This is a genomic window from Winogradskyella sp. 4-2091 (genome assembly GCF_045765065.1).
Lineage (GTDB): Bacteria > Bacteroidota > Bacteroidia > Flavobacteriales > Flavobacteriaceae > Winogradskyella.
Map to the genome: position 1 here is coordinate 39,777 of NZ_JBJKOD010000005.1, position 26,610 is coordinate 66,386.

Annotated in this window: 28 protein-coding genes and 1 other RNA gene; 15 read left to right on the forward strand and 14 right to left on the reverse strand. The window is 31.3% G+C overall.

The features are described from left to right. Window positions 1-28 precede the first annotated feature (28 nt). A complete protein-coding gene (gene aroQ, locus ACJBCC_RS07975) occupies window positions 29-445 on the reverse strand; it encodes a type II 3-dehydroquinate dehydratase (RefSeq protein WP_299101682.1) in 417 nt (138 codons plus the stop codon). Window positions 446-634: 189 nt separating this feature from the next. On the opposite strand from aroQ, the gene ACJBCC_RS07980 reads away from it, so the two are divergent. The 5 genes from ACJBCC_RS07980 (at window position 635) to ACJBCC_RS08000 (ending at window position 4,338) form a co-directional block, all read left to right on the forward strand. After that, a complete protein-coding gene (locus tag ACJBCC_RS07980) occupies window positions 635-916 on the forward strand; it encodes a TRL-like family protein (protein WP_299101680.1) in 282 nt (93 codons plus the stop codon). Then, complete coding sequence (locus ACJBCC_RS07985; protein WP_407556887.1) at window positions 891-1,391, forward strand: hypothetical protein; 501 nt, start codon at window positions 891-893, stop codon at window positions 1,389-1,391. The genes ACJBCC_RS07980 and ACJBCC_RS07985 overlap by 26 nt, the downstream gene beginning before the upstream one ends. Continuing rightward, window positions 1,375-1,917: a hypothetical protein gene (locus ACJBCC_RS07990; RefSeq protein ID WP_407556888.1), complete on the forward strand. Its 543-nt coding sequence runs from the start codon at window positions 1,375-1,377 to the stop codon at window positions 1,915-1,917. The genes ACJBCC_RS07985 and ACJBCC_RS07990 overlap by 17 nt, the downstream gene beginning before the upstream one ends. A 269-nt stretch (window positions 1,918-2,186) precedes the next feature. After that, window positions 2,187-3,095 carry a site-specific tyrosine recombinase/integron integrase gene (xerA, locus tag ACJBCC_RS07995; RefSeq protein WP_407556889.1) on the forward strand — a complete coding sequence of 303 codons (909 nt, stop codon included), beginning with the start codon at window positions 2,187-2,189 and terminating at the stop codon, window positions 3,093-3,095. Between the two features lie 67 nt (window positions 3,096-3,162). Continuing rightward, entirely contained in the window at window positions 3,163-4,338 is a 1,176-nt protein-coding gene (locus tag ACJBCC_RS08000; protein WP_407556890.1) for a PAS domain-containing protein, read from the forward strand. Window positions 4,339-4,350: 12 nt separating this feature from the next. On the opposite strand, the gene ACJBCC_RS08005 is transcribed toward ACJBCC_RS08000, so the two are convergent. The 6 genes from ACJBCC_RS08005 to ACJBCC_RS08030 all read right to left on the reverse strand — a co-directional run bounded on the left by ACJBCC_RS08005 (window position 4,351) and on the right by ACJBCC_RS08030 (window position 9,229). Then, on the reverse strand, window positions 4,351-5,079 hold the full coding sequence (locus tag ACJBCC_RS08005; RefSeq protein WP_299101668.1) for a phosphorylcholine transferase LicD: 729 nt from the start codon (window positions 5,077-5,079) through the stop codon (window positions 4,351-4,353). Beyond that, entirely contained in the window at window positions 5,072-6,439 is a 1,368-nt protein-coding gene (gene tagD, locus ACJBCC_RS08010) for a glycerol-3-phosphate cytidylyltransferase (protein ID WP_367179569.1), read from the reverse strand. The genes ACJBCC_RS08005 and tagD overlap by 8 nt, the downstream gene beginning before the upstream one ends. 366 nt (window positions 6,440-6,805) lie before the next feature. Beyond that, window positions 6,806-8,383, reverse strand: a complete 1,578-nt coding sequence (rny, locus tag ACJBCC_RS08015) for a ribonuclease Y (protein WP_299101666.1) — start codon at window positions 8,381-8,383, stop codon at window positions 6,806-6,808. Window positions 8,384-8,440: 57 nt separating this feature from the next. Further along, a non-coding RNA gene (gene ssrS, locus ACJBCC_RS08020) (6S RNA) lies at window positions 8,441-8,571 on the reverse strand. A gap of 60 nt (window positions 8,572-8,631) precedes the next feature. After that, the gene (locus ACJBCC_RS08025; protein WP_186846899.1) at window positions 8,632-8,919 is read right to left on the reverse strand and encodes a cell division protein ZapA; all 288 of its coding nucleotides are present in this window, start codon (window positions 8,917-8,919) and stop codon (window positions 8,632-8,634) included. A 19-nt stretch (window positions 8,920-8,938) separates the two neighbouring features. Continuing rightward, window positions 8,939-9,229, reverse strand: a complete 291-nt coding sequence (locus tag ACJBCC_RS08030) for a hypothetical protein (RefSeq protein WP_299101665.1) — start codon at window positions 9,227-9,229, stop codon at window positions 8,939-8,941. Window positions 9,230-9,510: 281 nt separating this feature from the next. On the opposite strand from ACJBCC_RS08030, the gene ACJBCC_RS08035 reads away from it, so the two are divergent. From ACJBCC_RS08035 to ACJBCC_RS08045, 3 genes are all read left to right on the forward strand, one after another. Further along, complete coding sequence (locus ACJBCC_RS08035; protein ID WP_407556891.1) at window positions 9,511-11,199, forward strand: M23 family metallopeptidase; 1,689 nt, start codon at window positions 9,511-9,513, stop codon at window positions 11,197-11,199. An 11-nt stretch (window positions 11,200-11,210) separates the two neighbouring features. Beyond that, window positions 11,211-13,676, forward strand: a complete 2,466-nt coding sequence (locus ACJBCC_RS08040; protein WP_407556892.1) for a carboxypeptidase-like regulatory domain-containing protein — start codon at window positions 11,211-11,213, stop codon at window positions 13,674-13,676. Between the two features lie 158 nt (window positions 13,677-13,834). Next, a complete protein-coding gene (locus tag ACJBCC_RS08045; protein WP_407556893.1) occupies window positions 13,835-15,634 on the forward strand; it encodes a T9SS type A sorting domain-containing protein in 1,800 nt (599 codons plus the stop codon). Here the strand turns inward: ACJBCC_RS08045 and ACJBCC_RS08050 are convergent. After that, complete coding sequence (locus tag ACJBCC_RS08050) at window positions 15,624-16,769, reverse strand: cysteine desulfurase family protein (protein ID WP_407556894.1); 1,146 nt, start codon at window positions 16,767-16,769, stop codon at window positions 15,624-15,626. The two genes, ACJBCC_RS08045 and ACJBCC_RS08050, sit on opposite strands and share 11 nt — an antisense overlap. Before the next feature lie 35 nt (window positions 16,770-16,804). On the opposite strand from ACJBCC_RS08050, the gene ACJBCC_RS08055 reads away from it, so the two are divergent. Then, the gene (locus tag ACJBCC_RS08055) at window positions 16,805-17,788 is read left to right on the forward strand and encodes a hypothetical protein (RefSeq protein ID WP_407556895.1); all 984 of its coding nucleotides are present in this window, start codon (window positions 16,805-16,807) and stop codon (window positions 17,786-17,788) included. Here ACJBCC_RS08055 and ACJBCC_RS08060 read toward each other — a convergent pair. Together ACJBCC_RS08060 and ACJBCC_RS08065 are read right to left on the reverse strand one after the other, a co-directional pair. After that, a complete protein-coding gene (locus tag ACJBCC_RS08060; RefSeq protein ID WP_299101653.1) occupies window positions 17,785-18,342 on the reverse strand; it encodes a Smr/MutS family protein in 558 nt (185 codons plus the stop codon). The genes ACJBCC_RS08055 and ACJBCC_RS08060 overlap by 4 nt on opposite strands. Continuing rightward, window positions 18,332-18,547 carry a hypothetical protein gene (locus ACJBCC_RS08065; RefSeq protein ID WP_299101651.1) on the reverse strand — a complete coding sequence of 72 codons (216 nt, stop codon included), beginning with the start codon at window positions 18,545-18,547 and terminating at the stop codon, window positions 18,332-18,334. The genes ACJBCC_RS08060 and ACJBCC_RS08065 overlap by 11 nt, the downstream gene beginning before the upstream one ends. 120 nt (window positions 18,548-18,667) lie before the next feature. Here ACJBCC_RS08065 and ACJBCC_RS08070 point away from each other — a divergent pair, with 120 nt between their 5' ends. Further along, a complete protein-coding gene (locus ACJBCC_RS08070; RefSeq protein WP_407557020.1) occupies window positions 18,668-18,940 on the forward strand; it encodes a DUF2752 domain-containing protein in 273 nt (90 codons plus the stop codon). A gap of 2 nt (window positions 18,941-18,942) precedes the next feature. Further along, window positions 18,943-19,287, forward strand: a complete 345-nt coding sequence (locus tag ACJBCC_RS08075; protein WP_407556896.1) for a CCC motif membrane protein — start codon at window positions 18,943-18,945, stop codon at window positions 19,285-19,287. An 81-nt stretch (window positions 19,288-19,368) separates the two neighbouring features. Here the strand turns inward: ACJBCC_RS08075 and rocD are convergent, their stop codons facing one another. The 4 genes from rocD to ACJBCC_RS08095 form a co-directional block, all read right to left on the reverse strand. Next, window positions 19,369-20,646 carry an ornithine--oxo-acid transaminase gene (gene rocD, locus ACJBCC_RS08080; protein ID WP_407556898.1) on the reverse strand — a complete coding sequence of 426 codons (1,278 nt, stop codon included), beginning with the start codon at window positions 20,644-20,646 and terminating at the stop codon, window positions 19,369-19,371. Window positions 20,647-20,836: 190 nt separating this feature from the next. Further along, window positions 20,837-21,229 carry a DUF6768 family protein gene (locus tag ACJBCC_RS08085; RefSeq protein WP_407556900.1) on the reverse strand — a complete coding sequence of 131 codons (393 nt, stop codon included), beginning with the start codon at window positions 21,227-21,229 and terminating at the stop codon, window positions 20,837-20,839. 41 nt (window positions 21,230-21,270) lie between these two features. Next, the gene (locus tag ACJBCC_RS08090; protein ID WP_299101642.1) at window positions 21,271-21,813 is read right to left on the reverse strand and encodes an RNA polymerase sigma factor; all 543 of its coding nucleotides are present in this window, start codon (window positions 21,811-21,813) and stop codon (window positions 21,271-21,273) included. Next, complete coding sequence (locus tag ACJBCC_RS08095) at window positions 21,814-22,320, reverse strand: hypothetical protein (RefSeq protein WP_407556901.1); 507 nt, start codon at window positions 22,318-22,320, stop codon at window positions 21,814-21,816. It lies immediately after the preceding gene. Between the two features lie 165 nt (window positions 22,321-22,485). Between ACJBCC_RS08095 and ACJBCC_RS08100 the strand changes: the two genes are divergently transcribed. From ACJBCC_RS08100 to ACJBCC_RS08115, 4 genes are all read left to right on the forward strand, one after another. Continuing rightward, window positions 22,486-23,652, forward strand: coding sequence for a mechanosensitive ion channel (locus ACJBCC_RS08100; protein WP_299101638.1), 1,167 nt, complete (start codon window positions 22,486-22,488; stop codon window positions 23,650-23,652). A 143-nt stretch (window positions 23,653-23,795) separates the two neighbouring features. After that, entirely contained in the window at window positions 23,796-25,250 is a 1,455-nt protein-coding gene (rlmD, locus tag ACJBCC_RS08105) for a 23S rRNA (uracil(1939)-C(5))-methyltransferase RlmD (RefSeq protein WP_407556902.1), read from the forward strand. Then, the gene (locus tag ACJBCC_RS08110; protein ID WP_299101634.1) at window positions 25,250-25,852 is read left to right on the forward strand and encodes a DUF6452 family protein; all 603 of its coding nucleotides are present in this window, start codon (window positions 25,250-25,252) and stop codon (window positions 25,850-25,852) included. The genes rlmD and ACJBCC_RS08110 overlap by 1 nt, the downstream gene beginning before the upstream one ends. Further along, window positions 25,818-26,576: a DUF6048 family protein gene (locus ACJBCC_RS08115; protein ID WP_299101632.1), complete on the forward strand. Its 759-nt coding sequence runs from the start codon at window positions 25,818-25,820 to the stop codon at window positions 26,574-26,576. Before ACJBCC_RS08110 ends, ACJBCC_RS08115 begins: the two co-directional genes overlap by 35 nt. Window positions 26,577-26,610: the final 34 nt, after the last annotated feature.

Here is a 26,610-nt window from a genome sequence, read left to right on the forward strand (position 1 = left end):
TCTTAATTACTAGCGCATTACTTAATACTTATATAAAGCTCTCTATAGCTAAATCGTAACTCTGCATACCAAAACCTAAAATTACACCTTTAGCGTTTGGAGAAATATAAGATTGATGTCTAAATTCTTCTCTAGAAAACGTATTAGAAATATGCACTTCTACTACAGGTGTAGAAATCGCTTTAATTGCATCACCAATACCTACAGAAGTATGCGTATAAGCAGCTGCATTTAAAATGATACCATCGTAATCAAAACCAACCTCTTGTATTTTTGATATTAGCTCACCTTCTATGTTAGATTGAAAGTAAAGGAGCTCGGCATTAGAGAATTTTTCTTTTAAAATTTCTAAGTAATCTTTAAAGGTTTGGTGTCCATATATTTCTGGTTCACGCTTACCTAAAAGATTGAGATTTGGGCCATTAATAATAATAAGTTTTTTCATACAACAAAAAAAATAACATGCTACATATCAGAAATATAAGATTTCGCTCAATTAAATCTCAAAATTCTAATTTAGAGTTAATATTGATTAGTTTATTAAGGCAAGAGTTGATAACTTTTTTGCCTTAAATCCATCTTAATATTTATAAATATATTCTATATTTGAAATCTAATCAAATTAATTATAATTATGAAAAAAAACTTATTAAAAGGTGCTTTCGTAGCATTCGCAGCATTATCATTAACAGCTTGTTCAATCACTATGCCAGTTACTGCAACTAGTAACTCTGTAGGTTCTAAAGTTGGTAAATCTTCTGCAACTGTTGTCTTAGGTTTCGCTTTTGACGAAGATGCTAGTATCAAAACTGCTGCTAAGCAAGGTGGTATTTCTAAAATTTCTACAGTAGACATTAAAATCAAAAACGTTTTAGGTCTTATTGTAACTTATGAAACTATCATTACAGGTGAGTAATTATAAGTACATATTAAAAATGGGTAGAGTTTCTTTACCCATTTTTTTTTATTTCTTTTTTAATTGTAGCCAAGTTTCTCAAAAAGAAATTACGCTTTTCGATGGTCACGTTTATTTATTAAAAGATGGGGAAATAGAAATTACCAAAACTGGTGTGGAGGTCAATGAGTCTGGAGAGTTAAAGACACTTTTTGCGAAAAATGACTTAGTCTTATATAAAGCAATAAAACATAAAGATTACAATACTTATCTTTTTATAGACCTAGACTCTACTATTGTAAAAGAAAACATTTACAAAACCAAATCTATAAATACGAGCAAAATTATTCTTTATCAACACATGGTAGATTCTTTAAGTGAGATTACAGGAATTACGATTTTAAAGAATGATAAATTTAATAATAGATTTTCTAAAGACTCTTTATCTCAACAACGATTTATAATTTCAATTGATACAGATGTTAAAACTAAATAAGCTTCCTATTGTAATATTTATTACATTCATTGCACTTAGCACTTATAGTTGTGGTGGTATAAAACCAGCTGCAACAGGAAAAATATCTAAATACGTTGAAGATTTTTTTCTTGGCGATGGTAAAATGCAATACTTTGTAAAACCAATAGATTACATAAGTACAACCGAAGATAAAGCAACTCTAGACGCTACTTTTAGAAGAGCTGACAAAAAAAATGATTCTGTTACAGTTAACTTTTCAGTTTTACTAAACAAAAACAATACAGTAAATAAAGTTGTTATTAATAATGGGGAAACTGAATACATCACAGAATCCGTTAAAACATTTTATACTCAAAAGGAAGATGAAAAGATTTCGCATAGATTAAGTATAAAAACCACTTATGCCGATTACCAAAACTTTTTACTAAATCAAATACATTTTATTACGGTAACAACCGAAGACGAATCTGCTACAATTTCTCTCACAGAGAAGTCTAAACAAAAACTAGAGAATATCGTGGCAATCTTATCAGATTTACTATAACGAGTTTCAACCCATAGACTGAAAAAGCTTTTATATGCAATAAATAGCATGGTTGTTGAAATACATCTTTAAATTAAAGCAAAAATATTAAACTAGACATACGCATATTCCTTTCTCATCACCAATACTATTTGAGACCATACATTATTCTTAACCTGTTTGCATACCGAAACAAGTTTGCAACAATATGGTAAGTTTTAATTTCTTTATAAAACAGAATTGAATATAGTTATTTTGTTACTTCTACTCTATTATTCTTAACTTTAATTATGAAATGGAAACAAGCCATTACGGATTATAAACATTATCTTCAAATTGAACGTGGATTATCTAAAAATTCAATTGAGAATTATAGCTATGATATTAAAAAGCTTGTTTCATTTTTGGAAGAACATGCCATAAAGGACTCTCCTATTTCAATAGATAACAGCATCGTAAAAGACTTTATATATTCGGTTTCAAAATCTATAAATCCAAGATCTCAAGCACGTTTAATTTCTGGTCTTCGAAATTTTTTTGATTATCTAATTTTTGAAAATTACAGAACCACCAATCCATTAGATTTAATAGAATCACCTAGAATTGGCCGAAAATTACCTGATACACTATCAATAGAAGATATTGATAATTTAATTAATGCCATTGATCTTAGTTACCAATATAATGGTGTTAATCTTGGTGAGCGAAATAGAGCTATCATTGAAACATTATATAGTTGTGGTTTAAGAGTTAGTGAGCTTATTGAATTAAAAATTTCTGATTTGTTTTTTGAAGAAGGCTTTATTAAAGTAACAGGAAAAGGTAACAAACAACGTTTTGTACCCATTGGCCTTGCAACTCAAAAATTCATTAATATATGGATTAGCATTAGAAATCACATTGACGTTCAAACGAGTTCCAAAGATGTACTTTTCTTAAATTATAAGGGCAAACAACTAACGCGAGCTATGATATTTACCATCATAAAAAAATTGGTAGAAATTACCGGTTTAAAAAAAACAGTTTCGCCTCACACCTTTAGGCATTCCTTTGCAACGCACTTATTAGAAAACGGAGCAGACTTAAGAGCTATACAAATGATGTTAGGTCATGAAAGTATTACAACAACTGAAATATATATGCATGTAGATCGTTCTCATTTAAGTGAAGTTTTGAATAAATTTCATCCAAGAAAATAATTTTATTTTACTTAACTTAACAGTGACAAATACTTTATAAAAGTGTCTTATCACAAAGAAATAAACTATGAAACTCTCTAATTTTAATCTAACCAATTACAAGTCAAAATTTTACGAGAAAAACAAGTTATCTAACGAGTCCTTTGAAGATCAAAAACATCAAATTGCCTTAGAAATCTCTAAAGTTGGCATTTGGGATTGGGACGTAAAAACTAACAAAGTAACTTACTCAAAGGAATCTAAGGAAATTATTGGCTACTCTAGTGATGATCTTAAAAATACTTCATCTGCTTGGAATGACAAAATTCATCCTGATGACAAAGAAGCGTATTTTAGTGGTTTTAAATCTCATATAAAAGGCGAAATTGATTTCTATGAAAACGAATATAGAATTCAATGTAAAAACGGAAGCTATAAATGGATATTACATAAAGGAAAAGTTATAGAGAGTGATAACACAGGAAAACCCTCTCGCATCATTGGTACTCACACAGATATTACTAATTTAAAAAACACTGAAGATAAGCTTAACCAAAACTTACAGTTAATTACAAACCAAAATAAGCGATTATATAGCTTTACGCATATAGTTTCACACAATTTAAAAACGCATATAGGTAACTTTAGAAATCTTTTAGAATTCTATGATGAAGCCAAATCTGAAAAAGAAAGAGACGACTTAATAGATCATTTAAAAACAATTTCTAATTCATTAACTACGACAATTGTAGATTTAGACGATATAATAAGTATAAAATCTAAAGCTCAAACCAGCCAAATAAAAGAGCGCGTTTACCTTCATAATTGTTGTAATAAAATCATAGACAGTTTAAAATCCGAATGCGAAAAACATAGCGTTACAATTCATAATGCTTTAAGGAAGGATGAAGTCATTCTATCTAATACCTCTTATTTAGATAGTATTTTTTACAATCTAATTTCTAATGGTATTAAGTATTCTGATCCTAAAAAAAATTCGCAGATAATTATTCAATCTATACATACTAAGGATATCATAAAAATTCTTATATCTGATAATGGTATTGGTATTGACCTCAATAAATTTAAGGGTCAAATATTTGAAATGTACCAAACATTTCATGGTACAGATAGAAAAGATAGCAGAGGAGTTGGTTTATATATCACAAAAACCCAAGTCGAAGCACTACAAGGACGTATTGAAATTGAAAGTGATTTAGGTAAAGGAACAGCATTTTCAATTACTTTTAATAAACATAAATAATCTGAAATTATCCTAACTTATGTGTTGCAAATTACCATGTTCTGGTACCTGCATTTCAGTCGGTGGCAATTGCATATAATCGCCATAAAATTTATTTAGATATAAATCGTAGCCATCTAATATCATTAACTCTACACCTTCAAAATTAACTTTAGAATAAGATTTTAATATTGATTTAGGTAATATCTTTCCTAGGTAGGCAAACTTATCTAGAGATGAAAACATATAATCAGTATCCTTATTTTTAAAAAATGTAGCAAGCTTATCATAAGCCTTTAGTTTAATACTTTTGCTAAATATTAATCCTATCACATATAATACTCCAGTAAAAACAAATCCAAATACGCCTTTATCTTTGGTTACTTGGCCTTTTAAAGTTCCTTGAATAGCCATTAAACCAAATAGTTGCAATTTTTGAGAAATCTTAGAACTTGATATATTATCAAAAACAAAAATATCAATACAGATTTTTGGGTTATCAACTGAAACAAATCGTGTTACCCATAGATTATTACTAGAAATCGCAAAACCATCTGGAATTACTTTAAGAAATTTATCATACTCACTTCTTTCAAACACAACATCTGCATCATCATCCCAAGGTATAAATCCTTTGTGACGTATAGCGCCAATCATTGTACCAGCAAACAAACTGTATTTTAAATTATGTTTAGAACAAACATCATCTAACGCTTTTAGTAAGTCCAACAACTCATTATGAAGATCTTTTATACTACCCATTATTAAGTAATTGTTTTAATTGAGACGTAGAGACACCTTTAGTTCGAGGTAGGTAAATGACATCACAGAATTCCTCTAAATAATTAAATTTGTCTTTCCAATCATCTCCCATAACAAAGAAGTCTACTCTATGCTCAATGACATCTTGTGATTTTTGTTCCCAATTATCTTCTGGTATTACGAGATCTACAAAATCTAAAGATTCTAAATAGCGCTTTCTTTTGTTGTAATTAAACTTACAAGTCTTGCCTTTTACCTTATTAAATTCATCTGTAGATAAACCAACGATAAGCTTGTGACCATAATCTTTTGCACGTTTTAAAATTTCTAAATGCCCATAATGAAGCAAGTCAAAAGTTCCATAGGTTAACACGGTTTTAAACTTATTCTGCAGTATCATTGAAAAATCTACATTCAATTTTTTAGCAGTTTTGTATATGAAAAACTTAAAAAGGGTATTTAAAATTGGTAAGCTTTTAATTAAACTTGGTTCAATAATATTATTTAAAAGTTTTAATGTTTTAATATCCTCTAAGACAACATTACTTGTATTATCTTCTACATTGAAAAATCCTTTACCTATAATAGAACCTAAAGTTCTATTTCTACTTAATTCAGATAATGAAGTTATACAAAGGCCTCCTATGCCAGCACCAAGATTTGCGGTCCTCGTATCACACTTAAGGTATTTTAATAAAATTTTTATTTCTTTAAAACATTGTGTTAGTATAAAATACCGTGTGTTATTAGAGTTAAATTTACCATCAATATTACCCATATAAACGGCATAGATATTATTTAGAGCACTTAAATATTCTACTCCGTTATTGTCTGTTGTAAAATCGAAATGGAAAATAGTATTTTTAAAAATCTCCTTCACTTTAACAACATCCATTCGATCAGTATAACTCATCGTTAAAAGTGTAGGTGCATTTCTAATTACTTCAACATTAAAAACGGGACCTTTTAAACTAATAAATTTTTCAAATTTTAGATTTAGTTTGAAGTGATCATGTATAGTCATCCCATCCTTAAGTAAGCCTCGAGACATATTGATAATAAGAGAATTCTTATCTATGTTTTCTGAAAATATTTTGTGATAGTCGTTAAATCGATTGGTCGGAATGGTAATAATTATAATTTCAAAATTCTTTAATAATTCAAAATCAAATTCTGATTTGACTCTTTTACTTAATCTAAAGTTTTGAAAATACTTTTTATTCCTATTTTTTTTATTAATGCGTTTGCTTTGTTTTTCACTTCGCACAAATAAAGAAACGTTGTTCTTTTTGTTAAGAGATAATTGTTGAGCGACAGCAGTTCCTGTAGTAGCTGATCCAATAATTGCAATGTTATTCATAATTATTTTAATACTCTAAAATTGATGTTTGAAACTTCCTTTTCTTAATATTTCAATCGATCAATAGATGGCTTAATAAATTACTAATAACAAGACGTGAATCATTATTATAAGGTTAGGTCTAATAATTTACAGCTGCAATATAATCATTTAACGTTTCTCATTTAAATTACTAGGTCAACCAACATATTTTTACTTTAAAGTTGACAGAATACAAGATTTATCCGATTAAATCATTACAATAACTTTAATCTTTTCCGCCCTCTGTAAACTGAAATATTAATAAGTTTTACAATTTTTTACACATTACAATAAAAAAAAGACTGTCACAAACTGACAGTCTTTTTTGATGAAAATTTGATTTAATTATTTAGCAATATTCACTGCTCTTGTTTCCCTTATTACAGTAACTTTTACTTGTCCTGGATACGTCATATCTGTTTGTATTTTTTGAGAAATCTCAAAAGATAAGCTTGCGGCTTTCTCATCTGATACTTTTTCACTTTCTACAATAACACGTAATTCTCTACCAGCTTGAATAGCGTATGCTTTCTTAACACCTGTAAATCCAAAAGCAACATCTTCTAAATCTTTAAGACGCTGTATGTAAGAATCTAATACTTGGCGTCTTGCTCCTGGTCTTGCTCCTGATATAGCATCACAAACCTGAATAATTGGTGATAATAATGTCGTCATTTCTATCTCATCGTGGTGAGCACCAATAGCATTACATACTTCTGGTTTTTCGCCATGTTTCTCTGCCCATTGCATACCTAAAATAGCGTGAGGTGTTTCTACATCTGTTTCAGATGATGGTACTTTACCGATATCATGTAACAAACCTGCTCTTTTAGCTAGCTTTGGGTTTAAACCTAACTCCGCAGCCATTACACCACATAGTTTTGCAACTTCACGTGAGTGTTGCAATAAGTTTTGTCCGTAAGAAGATCTGTATTTCATACGACCAACCATCTTAATTAATTCTGGATGCAAACCATGAATTCCTAAGTCAATCACAGTGCGTTTTCCAACCTCAATAATTTCTTGCTCTATTTGCTTTTCAGTCTTTCTAACAACTTCTTCAATACGTGCAGGATGTATTCTTCCATCCGTCACTAACTTATGTAAAGATAAACGTGCAATTTCTCGTCTTACAGAATCAAAACAAGATAAAATAATCGCCTCAGGTGTATCATCTACAATAATCTCTACTCCAGTTGCTGCTTCAATAGCTCTAATATTTCTACCTTCTCTACCGATAATACGACCTTTAACATCATCAGACTCTATATTAAATACAGATACACAATTATCTACTGCTTCTTCTGTACCAATACGCTGAATGGTGTTAATAATAATCTTTTTAGCTTCTTGCTGAGCGGTAAGTTTTGCTTCTTCTACTCTATCTTGTACAAATGCCATGGCATCTGTCTTAGCTTCTTCTTTTAAAGATTCTACCAATTGAGACTTAGCTTCTTCTGCAGATAACGCAGAGATCACTTCTAATTGTTTTATTTGGCTCTTATGAGCCTTTTCAACTTCGTCTTGTTTTTTCTCAAGAAACTCAGTTCTATAATCGTAATCCTTTATTTTAGATTCTAAAGATTGATTAGATTTCTTTGCTTTATTAAGTTCATTAGAGATTTGAGATTCTTTATCTCTAATACGTTTTTCGGCTTCAGCCATTTTTTTATCACGAGATAAAATTACTTTTTCGTGTTCTGCCTTTAACTCAATAAATTTTTCCTTTGCCTGAAGAATTTTATCTTTTTTAATAGATTCTCCGTCAGATTTAGCCTGTTTTAAAATTGTTTTAGATTCGGCTTCTGCATTAGAAATAAGCTTTGATGCTTTTCCTTTCTCTAAAGATTTTGCTATAATATATCCTAGTATTACGCCTAATACTACACCTCCAACTATATATATAATTGTGTTACTGTCCATTGTTTATTGTTTAGTTTAGTATATAAAAAAAGCCTATATCAGCTATCGGTTTTGTATAAACTCCTTAAAAACAAGTTTAGGGCTAACAAGATGATTAAAAATCTGTCTAAGATACTGAAACGAGTTCAGCACTAACAGCACGATTTTACAACTTAAACTCACCCTTTTTAAAGAATTGATCGTTGAGTTTATCAAAAAATGTAACTAATATAGGCAGTAACCTTATTTTATTTTAAAGAACGTACGAGTTAAATATGTTGATTTAATAGTTCGTTTAAAGCTTCTAACTTCTCTTGAACTTCTTCATTTACATACTCTTTATCTATTGACTTTTGCTCTACTTGAGCCGCAAACTGTAAAGCACACATGGCTAATACATCTTGCTTATCTCTTACAGAATAATTCTGCTCAAATTGCCCAATCATAGCCTCAATTTTTTTTGTGGCCTTGCGTAAACCTTCTTCTTGACTAGGATTTATCGTTAACGGATAAACTCTATTCGCAATAGAAAGTTTAATCTTTAATTGTTCTGGCATATCATTTAAATTTACAACTTTATTCTGAGAGTTGACCTATACAATGGTCTATATCTCTTATAAGTGCATTTATTTTGAGCTTCGTTTCTCGTTTATTTTCGTCACTACCAAGCATTGAATTTGCCATTTTGAGCGTATTATGTTTATCTGCCCAATCCGCAATTTCTTCTTGCTGCGCTTTAAGCTTCAATTGCTGCTGCTCTATTTCATTAGATAGCCGTGCATTAGTTTGTTTTAATGCTTCCTGCTTATGTAAAATCTTACTGATTTTATTTTCTAACGCATCAACAATGTCTTCTATTTTACTCATTAAAGCAATTCAATACTATTGAAACAAAGTTAACATACCAAATGAAAAAACGCAATTCTTTTGTGATTATTTTTTATAAACCTAATGTCTATAAGATTAATACTTTAACTAATAGACTAAAATTAAAAGCTTTAATAAGTGTTAAAAATTAAATAACATTTATGAAATATTAAAAATGAATTCAAAATTTTAAAGTAAAAACTCACGGTATTAAAAATAATACACTTTTAACATTTGTATTTCGTTATCAAATTAATATTTTAGCTATTCTAGTTTTATATATGAAACCACTCTTATTTTTTATCTTATTTTCTTGCTCTATTTATGGGCAATCTGAATATCCTCAAGACTATTTTAGGCATCCATTAGACATTCCTTTAGTGCTTTCTGGTACGTTTGCAGAGTTACGTTCTTCGCATTTTCATGGCGGATTAGATATTAAAACACAGCGTAAACAAGGTCTAAAAGTATATACCGCTGCAGAAGGCTATGTAAGCCGAATTAAAATTTCGCACTTTGGGTATGGTAAAGCTATTTATATCACTCACCCTAATGGTTATACAACAGTATATGGTCATTTAAAAAAATTATCTGACCGGTTTGAGGAGTATATAAAACAATGTCAATACGATAAAGAAAGTTATGAGGTTGAAGTTTTTCCACATTCAGAAGAATTATTAGTTGCCGCAAACGAAGTCATAGCATTCTCCGGAAATACAGGTAGTTCTGGTGGACCTCATTTGCATTTCGAAATAAGAGACAACCAAGAGCGACCAATAAATCCATTACTTTTTGGCATGAAGGTTAAGGATTCTAAACAGCCTTATGTTTCTGCAGTTTTTGCTTACCCTAAAGATGAAAACGCTTCAATAAACGGAAAAAACGAACGTACTCAATTACGATTAATTCCTCAAAAATCTGGAGATTATACCGTTGAAAAAATAACGGCTTATGGTGACATTGGTTTTGGCGTAACCTCTTATGATAAGCAAGATTTAGCTCCTAATAATAATGGTGTTAGTAATATTCAAACCATATTTAACGGGAACAAAAGTATTGAAGTAGATTTTAAACGATTTAGTTTTGAAGAGACTAAACATATTAAACGCTATGTTGATTACAATTACTATAAAACGAAAAAATCGAAAATTCAAAAGTTATTTATAGAACAAAACAATCCGTTAAGCTTATATAAAGATGTACATGACAATGGATATGTATCTGTAGAAGACAGCACAGCCACTGTTTATAAAATAAGAATTAGAGATTATCATAACAATGAAACATGGGTTACTGTGCCAATTGAAGGTAAACCGTTAGTTGTAAAAAAAGACAGTCTTATAGATGAATCTAATAAAACCTTAATATATAGTGATCAATCGACAACCTTAACTTCAGGTTTAATTACCGTTAATTTTTATGAAAACACTTTATATGATGACGAATTTGTAGATTTTGAAGTCAATTCTGATACGCTTTTTCTGCATGAAGATAAAATACCACTTCAAAAGAATTTTTACATCAATTATGATTTAACAAAGTATAAATCAGAACATCAAGATAAAATTTTTATTTCAAAGTTATACGGCTACTATAAAAGACCCAATTACATTAAAACTACCAGAAAAGGTAATGTACTAAGTGCTAGAAGTAAAACATTTGGTACGTTTGCATTAGCTATGGATACCATTTCCCCTACCATAAAACCAATTAATTTTCAAGATAAGAAGTGGTTAAGCAAATACAGATATCTAAAAGTGAAGATTGAAGATGACTTATCTGGTATTAGTAAATACAGAGCAACTGTAAATGGCCAATGGATATTAATGGAATATGATTATAAAACCAAAACCTTAATACACGATTTTAATGATAACATCGTTAAAAATACTAAGAACGAATTAAAGATTATAGTAACAGATAATGTAGGAAATAGTTCTACATTTGAAGCCACCTTTTATAGAAAATAAAACCAAACTATTTGAAACGCTTACACTTTATTATTTTAATTAGCTTACTATTTAGTTTGCTATCCTTTGCGCAATCTTCAATCATAAGAGGTGTCATTTTAAACGAAACCAATACACCTATTGAAAACGTAAATATAAAAGCGAGTACTGGAGAAGGTACAGCGACCAATAGTAATGGATTCTACGAATTAAAAATACCTTATGGTAAAGAAGTCACTGTGGTTTTTACACATTTATCTCATGAACGAATAGAACAAACCTTTAACTTAAAAAATGGACAGGAATTAGAATTCAATCCTGTTATGCTCGTAGAATTTGAACAGATTACAACCGTTGTTATTAATAGTAATACAAGATTAACAACGGAAGGCGTTGTGTCAATTGATCCTGCAACGCTAAGAACCATAAAAGGCGCACAACCAGGTGTAGAGAACATTTTAAAAACATTACCTGGCGTTAATATTTCTAATGAGTTAAGTACGCAGTATTCTGTTAGAGGTGGGAATTTTGATGAAAATTTAGTTTATGTAAATGAAATTGAAGTTTACAGACCTTTTCTTATTAGATCTGGAAATCAAGAAGGTTTAAGCTTTGTGAATACAGATTTAGTGCAGAATGTAGATTTTTCAGCTGGTGGTTTTCAAGCTAAATATGGAGATAAATTATCTTCCGTACTAGATATTACATATCGTAACCCAGTTGATTTTGGGATAAGGGCAGATTTAAGTTTACTTGGCGGAAGTATCGCAGCAGAAACCGTTTCCAAGGATGGAAAGTTTTCAGGTATCGCAGGTGTACGCTACAGAGATAATAGTTTACTGCTCAACAGCTTAGAGACTGAAGGCAATGTTGAACCTGTTTTTGCAGATGCTCAAACCTATTTAACCTATCGTTTTTCGAGTAAATTTCACTTAAACTTTTTAGGGAATCTTTCTTTAAACAAGTACAATTTTCAACCAGAAAACAGACAAACAAATTTTGGTACACTTCAAGACCCAGTAGCGCTTTTGGTTTTCTATGAAGGTCAAGAAAAAGATCAATACCAAACAGCGTTTGGAGCATTAAAGGCTAACTATTTTGTAAATGAAGACCTAACTTTAAAATTAATTGCATCAGCATATCACACTACGGAACAAGAATATTTTGACATATTAGCACAGTATCGATTAGGTCAAGTTAATACTAGTATTGGCGACGAAAATTTAGGCGAAGTAGAATTTAGTGAAGGTATTGGTTCTCAATTAACACATGCTCGTAATGATTTAGATGCTTTTATTATAAATGCAGAACACAGAGGCGATTATAAAATTGATGAAGAAAGTACTATTGAGTGGTCTGTAAAATATACCAATGAAGATATTAGAGATAGACTTGTAGAATATGAAGTTATTGACTCTGCTGGTTTCTCTATAAGACCTCCACGTTTTAGCGAACCAAATTACCAACCTTATGAATCTTTCTCAGGACCATTAACAGCCTTTGAAGAAGTAAGAGCTTTAAACCGAATAACCATAAATAGATTTCAAGCTTTTGGTCAGTACAGTAAAAAAACGGATTGGAATGGACACGAAGTCTTTTATAATGCAGGTGTAAGAACTCATAGTTGGTCCGTTTCTGGCGAAGATGTTGAAACTAAATCCCACACTGTATTTAGTCCAAGAGCTCAATTTGCAATTAAGCCTAACTGGGAAAAAGATGTGCTTTTTAGAGTTGCAGGTGGTTTATACCATCAACCGCCTTTTTACAGAGAGTTAAGAGATTCTGTAGGAACTGTACAACCAGATGTTAAGGCTCAAAAATCATTTCATGTGGTACTTGGTAATGAGCAAAGTTTTCAACTTTGGAAACGACCATTTAAATTGGTAGTAGAAGCCTATTATAAAGGTATGAGTGACGTTAATCCTTACACATTAGAAAATGTGAGAATTCGGTATGCAGCAAAAAACAATGCAAAAGCGTATGCTTATGGTTTAGATTTAAGACTAAATGGAGAATTTGTTCCTGGTACTGAGTCATGGTTTAGTTTTGGTTATCTAAAAACAGAAGAAAACATTGACGATCGTGGTTACATTGCAAGACCAACAGACCAACGTTTAAAATTTGGTGTACTTTTTCAAGATTATGTACCCAATATGCCTGATCTAAAAATGTACCTTAATTTAGTTTATAATACTGGTGTTCCTGGAGGTTCGCCTAGTTATGCCGATCCCTACGTTTACCAACTTAGACTTAGAGATTATAGACGTGCAGATTTAGGAATTTCATACCAAATTGTTAACCCAGAAAGCAAGTACAAGGCCAAATGGAAAAAGTCGGTAAAAGAATTGTCTATTGGTTTTGAAATTTACAACATGTTTAATAACCAAAATTCCATAACTAATACTTGGGTAAGAGACGTGTATAGCAAAGGGCAATATGCAATTCCAAACTACTTAACGCCTCGCGTTTTTAATTTAAGATTATCTGCCCGATTCTAATTTTTTCTTGTTGAATTAGAAAAACCAATCTTATTTTTAGTGGAAATACCAATATTACCGATGACCGAACATTAATTCAACTATAAAATGTTTAAATTTGTAACTATTTAATTCACTTTTGGTTACCCTACTAAACACAAGTGCAAAAATTTAAGAATATGAAACTTTCTTTATTTGCATGCGCAATACTGTGTTTTTCTTTTTCATTCGCTCAACTAAGCGTACGAAACAATGCTTATGTATTTGTTTCTGATGAAGTACTCTTTGTTAACGATGATGTTAATTTAGAAGAATCAACCGCAAAAATTTATTTAAGAGATGAATCTCAACTAATTCAAGGAACAGGTACTACAGGTAATTCTGGATTGGGAGAGCTAAGTGTTTACCAAACTGGTACAGCTAACCAATGGAGTTATAATTATTGGTGTTCTCCAGTAGGTAATACCTCTCTAGCAAATGGAAATGAAGATGCTAGAGTCGCCCTACTTAATGATGTTATTGATCTCGAAAACTCAACACCAGCATTATTTACAACAGGCTACGATGGTAGCGCAAGTCCATTAACAATTTCTACAAGGTGGCTATGGACGTACCAAACTTCTAGTCTTTATTCAGATTGGTTTTTTGTTGGAGACGCAGGCGCTATTGCTCCTGGTTTAGGATTTACAATGAAAGGAAACGGTACAGGTGTTTCTAATAATCAAGAATATGATTTTAGAGGAAAACCAAACAATGGAACCATGTCTAATCCTATTGCAGTTGGCGAATTTACATTGGTTGGTAATCCTTATCCAAGTGCTATAGACTCTGCAGCTTTTATTCATGACGCTGATAATGTAAACGAAATCGTTGGTACACTTTTTTATTGGGAACAAGCAGGATATATTAATTCACATTACGTTGCAGATTATATTGGTGGTTATCATGAGTTTACCATCAATGCAGCTGGCACAATAGTATCTAATACATTTGCTCAATTCGAAACTTATAATTCTCAAGGAATTTCTACCGGAATACCTCCTGGACCTCCAGGTGGCACTAAACAAGCACGTCGTTATATACCAATTGGACAAGGTTTCATGGTTGAAGGACAAGCTGGTGCAACTACAAATACTGTATCTGTAAAAAATACGCATCGTGTTTTTGAAAAAATTGGTACAGATAGTTACTTTTTTAGAAGTAGTAATACTAACGATAATAATGCTACTGAAACAACTCCAAATACTGGGATTCAATATCAAGAAAATGGACTTTCCATAGTTCCTAATGATTATAAAAGGTTTCGACTAAATGTTGATTTTAGTGTCAATGAAGCACAATACACACGTCAACTCTTATTGAATTTTCATGATACGGCAACCTTTGGACATGATAGAGGTTTAGAATTACATCGTTCTCAAAATTTAAGTTCAGATGCTTATTTTGAACAAGAAAATGATGTCTATTCTGGTTTGGCTTACCCATTTGCGCAAGAGTTAACAATCCCATTTGTAATTGATATTGAGGAACAACAACCCTTAAGATTCCGAATTTTTGATATTCAAAATTTTGACGAATCTCAAGGTATTTATATTCATGATAATGAAAACGACACATACATTAACTTAAGAAATGTAGATTATGAACTAAATATTGAACCTGGAAACTACACAAATCGTTTTGAAATTGTATTTACAACAAACAGTACATTAGGTATTGAAGATTATGAGGCAACGTCTTTAACCATGCGTCAAAACAATGATAATAATGAGCTTTCAGTTTTTAATCCTAATGCGATAGATATTAAAACAATTGAGATATTTGATGTCGCAGGTAAACGTATTTATAATTTACCATATAATTCGGTTTCAGAACTTTATAATGTATCTACAGCTGCGATCAGTGATGGTGTGTATGTTGTAAAAGTGAGCACTAATTCTTCAACGGTAAAATCGCAAAAAATTATTGTTAAGAATTAACAAACGCTTTTAAAACACTAATTACGTAATCTAATTCGTCTTTTGTATTATAAATACTAAAAGAAAATCGAACAGATGGTTGTTTCAGTTTGTTTTCCGATAATATTTCAGTCAATACGTGAGATTGTTGGCTACTACCACTTTGGCAAGCACTTCCTTTAGAACAAGCAATTCCTTTTAAATCGAGCTGAAATTGTAGCATTGCTGTTTTTTCTGCAGCAATTGGTAGACAAACATTAACTAAAGTGTAAGTACTGTTAGTATTATCTTCACAACGACCATTAAAACTTGCTTCTGGAATCTCGTTTTTTAGTTGCTCTATAAAGTAAGTCTTTAAACCTGAAACATACTTTTTATCATCTTCAAGATTAGAATAAGCGATCTTTAAAGCTTCATCTAAACCAACAATATTATGAATAGACTCCGTACCTGCTCTATAACCTCTCTCCTGCTCGCCTCCAAAAATTAATGGTTTAAGACCAGATTCTCTTCTAATAAAACAAAAACCAACACCTTTAGGCCCATGAAATTTATGCGCGCTAGCAGCCAAAAAATCTATAGGTATAGCTTGTAGGTCAATTTTATAATGACCAACAGATTGAACAGTGTCCGTATGAAACAATGCATAATTCGATTTACATAAATCAGCTACTTTCTTTATATCTAAGATATTTCCTATTTCGTTGTTAATATGCATTAAGCTAACTATTGCTTTATCACTAGATTTTAATAATTGTTCTAAATGCTCATAGTCAACTTGTCCACATTGGTCAACGTTTACATAAGTAAGCTTTACATTATATTCTTTTTGCAGCTGTTCCGCAGTATGCAAAACCGCATGATGCTCTATTTTAGAGGTTATAATTTCTGTATAACCTAAATCTCTAACAGCACTGCGTAAAGCTAAATTATCCGCTTCAGTTCCACCAGATGTGAAAACTATTTCTGATGCAGAAACATTAAAATAAGATGCAATATTCTTTCTACATTGTTCTAAAAGAGCCTTAGATGAGCGTCCAAAACTGTGGGTAGACGACGCATTACCATAGTTTTCTTGTAATACTGTAGTCATACGTTCTATAACTTCTTTACGAATTGCTGTGGTTGCCGCATTATCTAAATAAACGTGTTTCATTTCACAAAAATATTGCAAATAAAATTATTTAGATAATGGAGCGTTATAATTTTACAAATCCTTTATTTTTGTTTAAAATTGAATCTATGATCCGTCGTTTTTATTTCCTTTTTTGTTTTGCTTTTTTAGTCGCTTGTGATGATGGCGATATTTTAACAATTGACCTAGAATTTGAAGGTGAATTGGAACGTTGTGATAATGCAGTTAACTCATATTTGTTATATGACACTCGTGAAAGTCCTAGTGAAGCGTTATTATTAATAATAAATAAGGATGAAGAAAATGAATTAATTTTTACAACAGCTACGTCGGCAGAATTCACTATTGTAGAAGGAGGCGAAACGCGCTTTATACTAAGGTCATATAACAGATCTATAGAAGACGATGAATTATGTGATGATATTCCACCTGGTGATTTAAGTGTAATTGAGGATTACGAAGCAGATAGCGGAACGGTTTATGCTACCTCAACAATTATTGATGATGATGGAGATGGTATACCAAGTGAAGATGAGTATGGACCTGGTGGAATTGATGACCCACAAGATTGGGATGGTGATGGCTTACCAGATTACAAAGACGACGATGATGACAACGATAATGTAAAAACTTCACAAGAAATTGATATTTTAAATGCTGATGGTGATGACGATCCGTTAACCAATGGGCTAGATACTGATACTGATGGTACATTAGATTACTTAGACGATGATGACGATGATGACGGTGTTCCCACTCGCCTAGAAGATATCTCTGTAAATCAAAACCCTAGAGCACAGGTAAATATTGTTGCGGATGAAGAAGGATTAGATATTTATCGTTATTTATACAATCACATTTCTGCGCAAGAAGAATTTGAAGACTCTGGTTTTATAGCGAGTACTTATACAAGATCTGTGACTACTAATTTCATAATTGAAAATGCTGGATTTGACATTATCAATTCTACGTATATAGATTATGGAGATTTTGATATTTCTTATATCATTACTGTCGAACCGGAAACAGATGATGATTAAGGCGCTATATTTTGTAATATTCTAACTTCAGTTGCACCTAATCCATAAGTTTTATAGTCAGCATCATAAAATTTTACGTTATTATAACGGCTAAATAAGGTTTCTAATTCTTGACGAAGTACGCCTTCGCCAACACCATGTATAAATACAATTTTTGGGATTCGTTTACGAATTGCAAACTCTAGTTGTCCTCTTGCAGTATCTAATTGAAGATTTAGCATGTCATAGTTAGTCATGCCTCTAGACGATTTAGTTAAATGATGAATATGTAAATCAACCTCAAACTTTGGTGCATGTCGTTCTTTTGGTTTAACCGTTAGTGTTTGTTTTCTTTTTTTAAATGCTTTTTCTTTTTTAACAGCCTCAAAGTCTGCATTGTAAACAGCACTTTTTAAAGAATTACCAGCTGCTCTGATAATGAGTTCGTTAGCTTCAAACTGAAAATCAAAACCATTATTATCTTCAACTGTAATAGTGTTTTCAGAAATCTTAGTTACAGTTCCTGAAATATCGTCGTCTATAGTTTCAACCGAATCGCCAATTTTAAACTTCATCTTCCTTCTCAGTTTTTATAAAAGACTCTTCTGGTTTATCATTTTTGCTAGGAATATTTCTTGAAGTTCTATAAATACCAAACATCAATAAGGCAATACCACCAATTAATAAATATAGATTTTGCTCTTCTTCTGCATTTGCATAGAATGCAATTAAGCCACCAACTACAATGCAAATTAAATTTACTGTTCTAGAAATATTCATAATTAAAAAATTAAAACACAAAAGTACACTTTAGAAAAATAATAAATTCATTTGTAAAAGTATTTAGTAAAATCTTAATTTAGCGCTATGCTAATATTGATTAACGGTCTTGAAGACTACATGATTCCTTGCTTAAACAAAAAAATTTTTGGTTATGAGTGCATGGGTTGTGGTATTCAACGCTCTATCGCGTTAATCTTGGAAGGTAAATTAATTGATGCTTTTTTTATGTATCCTGCAATCTACACATTATTGGGCTTTTTTGGATTTCTAATTGTAAACAGTTTTAAGAATTTTAAAAACAGCAATAAAATTATATTTATATTAGCGATATCTAATGTTATTATAATCGTTGGAAGTTATCTAATCAAACTATATTTAAATAAAATTTAACCATGGAACAACAAAAATTAAATACTGCAGTCGTATACGTTTTATCAATAATTGGCCTATTATGCTGCTGCTTTGGTGGCCTTGGTATATTGCTTTCTGCTCCTGCTTTTTTTATAGCACAGAGCGGATTAAAAAAAGCTAGTATTAGTCCTGATGATTATGATCCAACAAGTGTAAAGGCAATGACTACTGCTAAAACTGTAGCTTTAGTCATTACTATTATATGTGCTATAACATTAATTTATAACATTTACGATCTTTCTACAGGAGGATGGGAAGCTAGACAAGAAATGATGAATGAATTTATGGAAGGCTACCAGCAAGGTATGGAAGATGCTGGAGAATAAATAGTTTCTATTTTATAATATTAAAAAAGCGATTTTCTTAAATGAAAATCGCTTTTTTTATCTTGAATTCTAATGAAATTATTATTCAAATTCTTTTAAAGTCTTTGTTATAATAGAAACACAATCTAACAATTGCTCTTTAGTCATCACTAAAGGTGGCGCAAAACGGATAATGTTACCATGCGTTGGTTTTGCTAATAAACCGTTATCTCTTAATTTCAAACAGATATTCCAAGCGGTATCGCTTTCTTCTGTATCATTAATTAAAATAGCGTTTAACAACCCTTTTCCTCTTACTGCGTTTACAATAGGACTTGTTTCAATAAATTTAGATAATTCACTTCTAAATAGTTGCCCTAATTCTTCAGCATTATTAGCTAAGTCCTCATCTCTTACAACATCTAAAGCCGCAATACCGACAGCTGCTGCAATAGGATTTCCTCCAAATGTACTACCGTGATTTCCTGGTTTTATAACATCCATCACATTGTTGTTTGCTAAAACTGCAGAAACCGGATAAGCACCTCCAGATAATGCTTTACCTAAGATTAATACATCTGGTTTCACTTCTGGTTCGCCAGAGCAGTGTTTATCAGAACAATTGCAATTACCACATGTTGCTAACAAACGACCTGTTCTTGCTATTCCTGTTTGTACTTCATCTGCAATAAATAAAACATTATATTTTTCACATAGTGCTTTTGCTTTAGATAAATATCCTTCGCTTGGCACATAAACACCAGCTTCACCTTGAATAGGTTCTACTAAGAAACCAGCAACATTAGCATTATTCTTTAATGTCTCTTCTAATACTTCAAGATTATCATATTCAATTTTAATGAATCCATTAGTATATGGTCCAAAGTTTTTGCGAGCAACAGGGTCATTACTAAAAGAAATAATAGTTGTTGTTCTTCCATGGAAGTTATTTTCACAAACTACAATTTCGGCTTCATTCTCATCAATTCCTTTTACTTCATAAGCCCATTTTCTACAGAGTTTTAAAGCTGTTTCTACAGCTTCTGCTCCTGTATTCATTGGTAACAGTTTGTCAAAATGAAAAGTTTCAGTTGCGTACTTTTCATATTTCCCTAACATATCATTATAAAAAGCTCTTGATGTTAAGGTTAAAGTTTGTGCTTGCGAAGTCATTGCAGCAACAATTTTTGGATGACAATGTCCTTGGTTTACAGCAGAATATGCAGAAAGAAAATCGTAATATTTCTTTCCTTCTACATCCCAAACAAAGACACCTTCTCCTCTACTCAATACTACAGGAAGTGGATGGTAATTGTGAGCACCATACTTGTTTTCTAAATCTATCGCTTCTTGCGATGTTACTTGGTCTATAACAGCCATTTTAAAAATAATTTAAGGTTTATGCCTCTTTAAAAGGCATCGTTTAACATTGATACACAATGCAAACATTAATAATTAAATCTCGCTATGCGAGTTCCTTATCTACCTTTATCCTTTCGAGAAGTCGAAAATTCAGCGTGGGAAAGAAATCATCCCTAGAGGCTGCAATTTACAAAGAATCTTTTTTAAATTAAACCTCCTCCGAAATTTTTGACGACAGTGACGATACTTGCAGTTCTAACCGTTTTAATTCTCGTTGTAATGCATTTCTATGAATTTGCAACCAAGCATATATTTTTATCATGCACATGGTTGTAAAACATATAAAAAATCCGGCAATCCAAAGTATAAGTTCATTGGTTGATTCTGTCTTAAACGCTTCAATTGCACAGTAAATTAAAAAGCCAAAAGCCACTAAATTTACTATATGCATTACCACAGTAAACCATAAGTTTTTACCTTTATATAGACCTGCAATCATAGCGAATACGCTTTGCTCCTCCAGATCATCATAGAATTTTGCTTCTTCTTCAGTTAATGTCTCTTTTATTAATTGATCTATTTCTTCTATTTTAGTTTTCATCTTAAAATTTATTTTTTAGTTCTCTTGAATTCGAGAATATGTTATTTTTTATCTTGTAATTCTTTTTTTAATTTTTCTCTAGCATGAAACAGTCTTGATTTAGCTGTTCCGATAGAGATATTTAACAAGTTGCTAATCTGATTTAAAGTACAACTTTCAATATAAAATAGCTCTATTACTATTTTCTGAGCATTTGGTAATTCATTTATAGCTTTAGATAATTTAAGTTTTAACTGTTCATTCTCAGAATAAACGTTGTCTTCAGTTTTAGTTTCAAAATTATTCCTAACCGTTTGTTTTTGATTTTTTGATTGTAACCTCAACCAATCTGTTGCCTTATTACAGACTATTCTATAGGCCCAAAATTTGAATTGTTTTGGGTCCTTTAAAGTTTCGATTTTATTAATTATAATGGTCCAGCTGTCTTGTGCAATGTCTTTAGCTGCCTCTTTATCCTTAACTAACCAATAAGCTTTATCACAAAACAATTTATGCCATCGCTTTACCAAAGCTGCCAATGCTCTTTTGTCTCCACTTTTATAAGCTTCTACTAATTTTTTATCTATACTTTGGTCGGTTTTCAATTATGCTGTTTTGGTTGTATTAGCCTTACGTTTATAGATTTCTCTCAACAACTTAACCCATAAATTATATTTAGTTTTCTTGTGATTTCCTGAAAAATAATTTTCCACTTTATCAAAAGCATCTTCTATTAATGCATCATGAAGCCAACGTATTACAAAAACCCATAGTAATGCTGTTTTAAAGGTAGTAACTGTTGTTATCTCATGACTAATTTCTGTTGAAGTATTGTTTGTAGCTTTAATTCTAAATTCATGTGTACCAACAAATCCTTTAGGTTTAGAAAACTCAAATTTAATAAAATCGTCTGCGCTATAGTCTATAATTGTATATCTAATAGTTCCGTGTCCACCTTTGCTTCCAATACTTATTCCATTTTTAAAACGAATTGCTGGCCAGTTCTCATAAGGCCAAATTAAATCATTAGAAGTTGCTAATGTTTTAAACAATTTAGACACATTTTCTTTTGGCTCATTAATTTGTCTGGTATGTATATTTATTACTCTCATATCTTAAAGACGAAAGATTTTAGAAAAGGTTCATTTTTATTTAGAAATCTTTTCAGCGACCATAAAAACCGAATCCATATTTACCTAATAAATTAGATTAATGTGTCTTTTTAAAATAATAAGTGTCTCAATTATATAATATTAACTATTCAACTTTAATTATCCATGGACTATTTAGCAGATTTATTTAACAAATTTACGGCATCATTTGGTGAAAACCTTTCTGGTGTAATTGCAGCTATTTTAATACTAATTATCGGCTGGTTTATTGCTGGTTTTGTAAAACGTATGACAACAAAACTTATTAAAAAAACTGGTGTAGATGACCAGCTTAAAAACTCAAAATTAAAGCTATCCTCTTTTATCGGTAAACTTCTTTACTTCTTAGTAATGATATTTGTATTTATGTTGGCTTTAGGAAAACTAGGTTTAACAGACGTGCTAGATCCAATTAAAAACCTATTAAATGGATTTACAAATTACATTCCCAACATTATTGGTGCAGGTTTAGTCGCATATATTGGCTATATGCTAGCGACTATAGTCTCAGAATTAGTAGAATTATCTGGAGATACCATTCAGAAATTCACACCAAAATTAAGGTTACCAGAAAACATCAATGTGGTATCAATTTTAAAGAAGGTTGTATTTATATTCATATTCATTCCTTTATTAATCTCAGCGTTTCATATTTTAGATATGAAAGCCATTTCCGAACCAGCAACAACTATGTTAAGCGCATTTTTTGAAGCTATCCCTAGAATAATTGTTGCAGCAATTATCATTTTAGTGTTTGTATTTGTAGGACGCTTTGTAGCACAACTTTTAAAAGAATTACTACAAAGTCTTAATGTAGATGGCTTGGTTGCAAAAATGAATATGACGGAATATGTTGGCACCAAAAGCGTAGCTAAACTGATATCTAACATTGCTTATGCTCTGATTGTTGTATTTGGAATGCTTACGGCTTTCGAAAAATTAGAATTCACACAACTTACGGAAATAATCGATACCGTTTTAGCTTATGCTGGTAAGATACTATTTGGAATAGTAATCATTGGCTTAGGTTTAATTATTTCTAATCTATTTACTAAGGCTTTAAACAGTAAAAACAATCCGTTTGTTGTCTCTATTGTAAAAATTAGCATTATTGCTATATTCTTAGCAATAGGCCTACGTTCTATGGGCATTGCAGACGAAATTGTAAACCTAGCTTTCGGTATAACATTAGGAACCGTAGCACTTACCGTAGTATTGTCATTTGGACTTGGTGGCAGAGAAGCAGCAGGAAAACAAATGGGAAAAATCTTGGAAAAATTTAATAAGAACTAATTTTTCACCCTTAATTAACTAAAACGGCTTAGAGAAATCTGAGCCGTTTTTTATTTGTATAAAACTCAGATGTATTAGCATCATTTTCAACTTTACTATTCGCAAAATTGCACCTATCTTTGCAGCTTAATTAATATTAAGAAATGCCAAGAAGAGAACGAAACAAATTTGTAAAACGTGGACAGATTATAGACATCCTAATAGAAGATTATGCGTTTGGTGGTAAAGGCATTGGTCGTATTAGAAATGAGCATGGCGAATTTGTTGTTTTTGTACCGAATACATTACCTGGTCAGTTAGTAAAAACACAAATTAAAAAGAGTAGTAAAAAATATGCCGAAGGCAAACTTTTTGAGGTTTTAAAACCTTCTGAGGATGAAATTGATATGCCTTACCAAAGTATTCCTGGCGCACCTTATATTAATTTACCTATTGAAAAACAACACCAATACAAGCAGCAAAGTACTTTAGAACTGTTTAAACGAATTGGTAAAGTTGCAGATATTGAAGATAAATTTGATGAATTTGTAACCTCTCCAAACACCTTCCATTATAGAAATAAAATGGAATATGGTTTTTCTTCTATTGGATATAACCATGAGAAAAAAACCGATGTCGACGAATTCACATTAGGTTTTAAAAAACGTGGTACTTGGTGGTGTGGCGATGACCTTAAGAAAGATTCTGGTTTATTTGATGCCGAATTTGAAAATCAACTTAAAGAGATTAAAACTTACTGCGTAAATACAGGGTTACCACCTTGGCATCCACCAAAAAGGGAAGGTTTCTTTAGATATTTTGTAGTTAGAAAATCTTTTAAAACCAATCAGCTATTATTCAATTTGGTAACCACATCTTATGATTTACCAAAATTTGATTTAGATAAATTTGCTAATTATTTAGTTGAATTATTTGGCGACCGAGTTGCAGGTTTATTGCATACCATAAATGACGAAACAGGAGATAGAACTATTGCAACTACCGGAAGCATTTCTTTGGTTTATGGCGATGACAAAATTGTAGAAGAATTATTAGACTTAAATTTTGAAATTAGCATGAAGAGCTTTTTTCAAACCAACCCAAAATGTGCTGAGAAACTCTATACTAAAGTTGTTGATTATGCTCTAGAAAACAAAGAAGCTGTTGATAACACGGTTGTTTTAGATTTATTCTGTGGCACTGGGACTATTGGGCAAATTATAGCTAACAAAGCCGAAAACACTAAAATAGTTGGTGTAGATATTGTTGCTGCGGCTATTGAAGATGCAAAAGAAAATGCAAAACGCAATAATATAGAGGGCCTAAAATTTTATGCAGCAGATGTTGGTAAATTCTTAACCGAACACCCAGAATACACCAATAAAATAAGAACAATTATCTTAGATCCTGCAAGAGCTGGTATTGCGCCAAAAACTCTTAAAAAAATAATAAACCTAAAAGCAGAACGTTTGGTTTATGTATCTTGTAATCCTGCAACTCAGGCTAGAGATACTGAGCAATTAATGGAGGCAGGTTATACTATTAAAAAATTGAGTTTAATTGACCAATTTCCACATACTGCGCACATTGAAACGGTTGTATTATTTGAAAAATATTAATGAAAAAGATAAAATACTTTGTACTGTGTATTGCTATCTCGCTTATCAATTGTGAGCGAGATGATATTTGCGCAGCATCTACAACTACAACACCAAGATTAGTAATAGAGTTTTACGACAATCTGGATACGACAGAAACAAAAGATGTTCCCAGACTTACCGTTTATGGTGAAGGATTGGTAGTAGATGAAAATGGAGAGGTTACCCAACCAACAGCGTCTTCTGATAGTATTGTAGTAGATTTTGAAGATGACGATTTATATGTCTTTGACACTAATACGAGTATTGTAGCATTACCTTTAAGGATCTCAGATGAATTAGGAAACAACTTTGTAACATCTCGCTATATTTTAGAAAAGGATACGAGCTTTAGATTAGACGAAGATGTTAATACAGAGTCTAATATTGATATTCTAGAAATTACGTATCAAATTGATTTTAGTTACGTTTCTAGAGCATGTGGTTATAAAACAATTTTTACGCAATTAAATGTGGCTAGAATTTTGGATGATAATCCTTGGATTGCTAATATAATAATCGAAGACAGTATTGAAAACTCTGTTGAAAATGAAAACACAACACATGTACGCATCTATCATTAGAAGTGCAATAATATTGCTGTTGTTTTCTGCAATGGCTTTTGCTCAAGAAGATAAAAAAACTATAAATGACACCTTAGTTTACAAACAAAAATATGGTCTAAGACTTGGTGCTGATATCAGTAAATTAGGACGAACCTACTTTGATGACAGCTATACTGGTTTTGAAATTATGGGCGATTATAGGCTATCTAAACAAATTTATATCGCAGGAGAACTTGGGAATGAAGAAAAAACATTAGAAACCGATTACTTAAATAATACTACTAAAGGGAGTTATTTTAAAGGTGGAATTGATATTAATTTCTACAAAAACTGGTTAGACATGGAGAACATGATTTTTGCCGGAATTAGAGTTGGCGCAAGTACTTTTAGTCAAACTTTAAATAATTTTACAGTTTACAATGTATACAACCAATATTGGGATGAACAATATTCAATTACAGAAGGGCAAGAATTCACTGGTTTAACAGCACTTTGGACAGAGTTTCAAATAGGTTTAAAAACAGAACTTTTTAATAACTTTTATGCTGGTATTAATCTTCAACTTAAAATATTAATTAGTGATAAGGAAATAAATAATTATGAAAACCTTTATATTCCAGGATACAACAGAACGTACGACAGTAGTGCTTTTGGTGGTGGATATGGTTTTAATCTTTCTTATTTAGTTCCAATTTTCAAAAAGGACAAAGTCGTTATTCAAGAAAAAGAAGTTGAGGAGTAACTTAAACTCTTTTCGACAGAGCGAAGAATGAGCG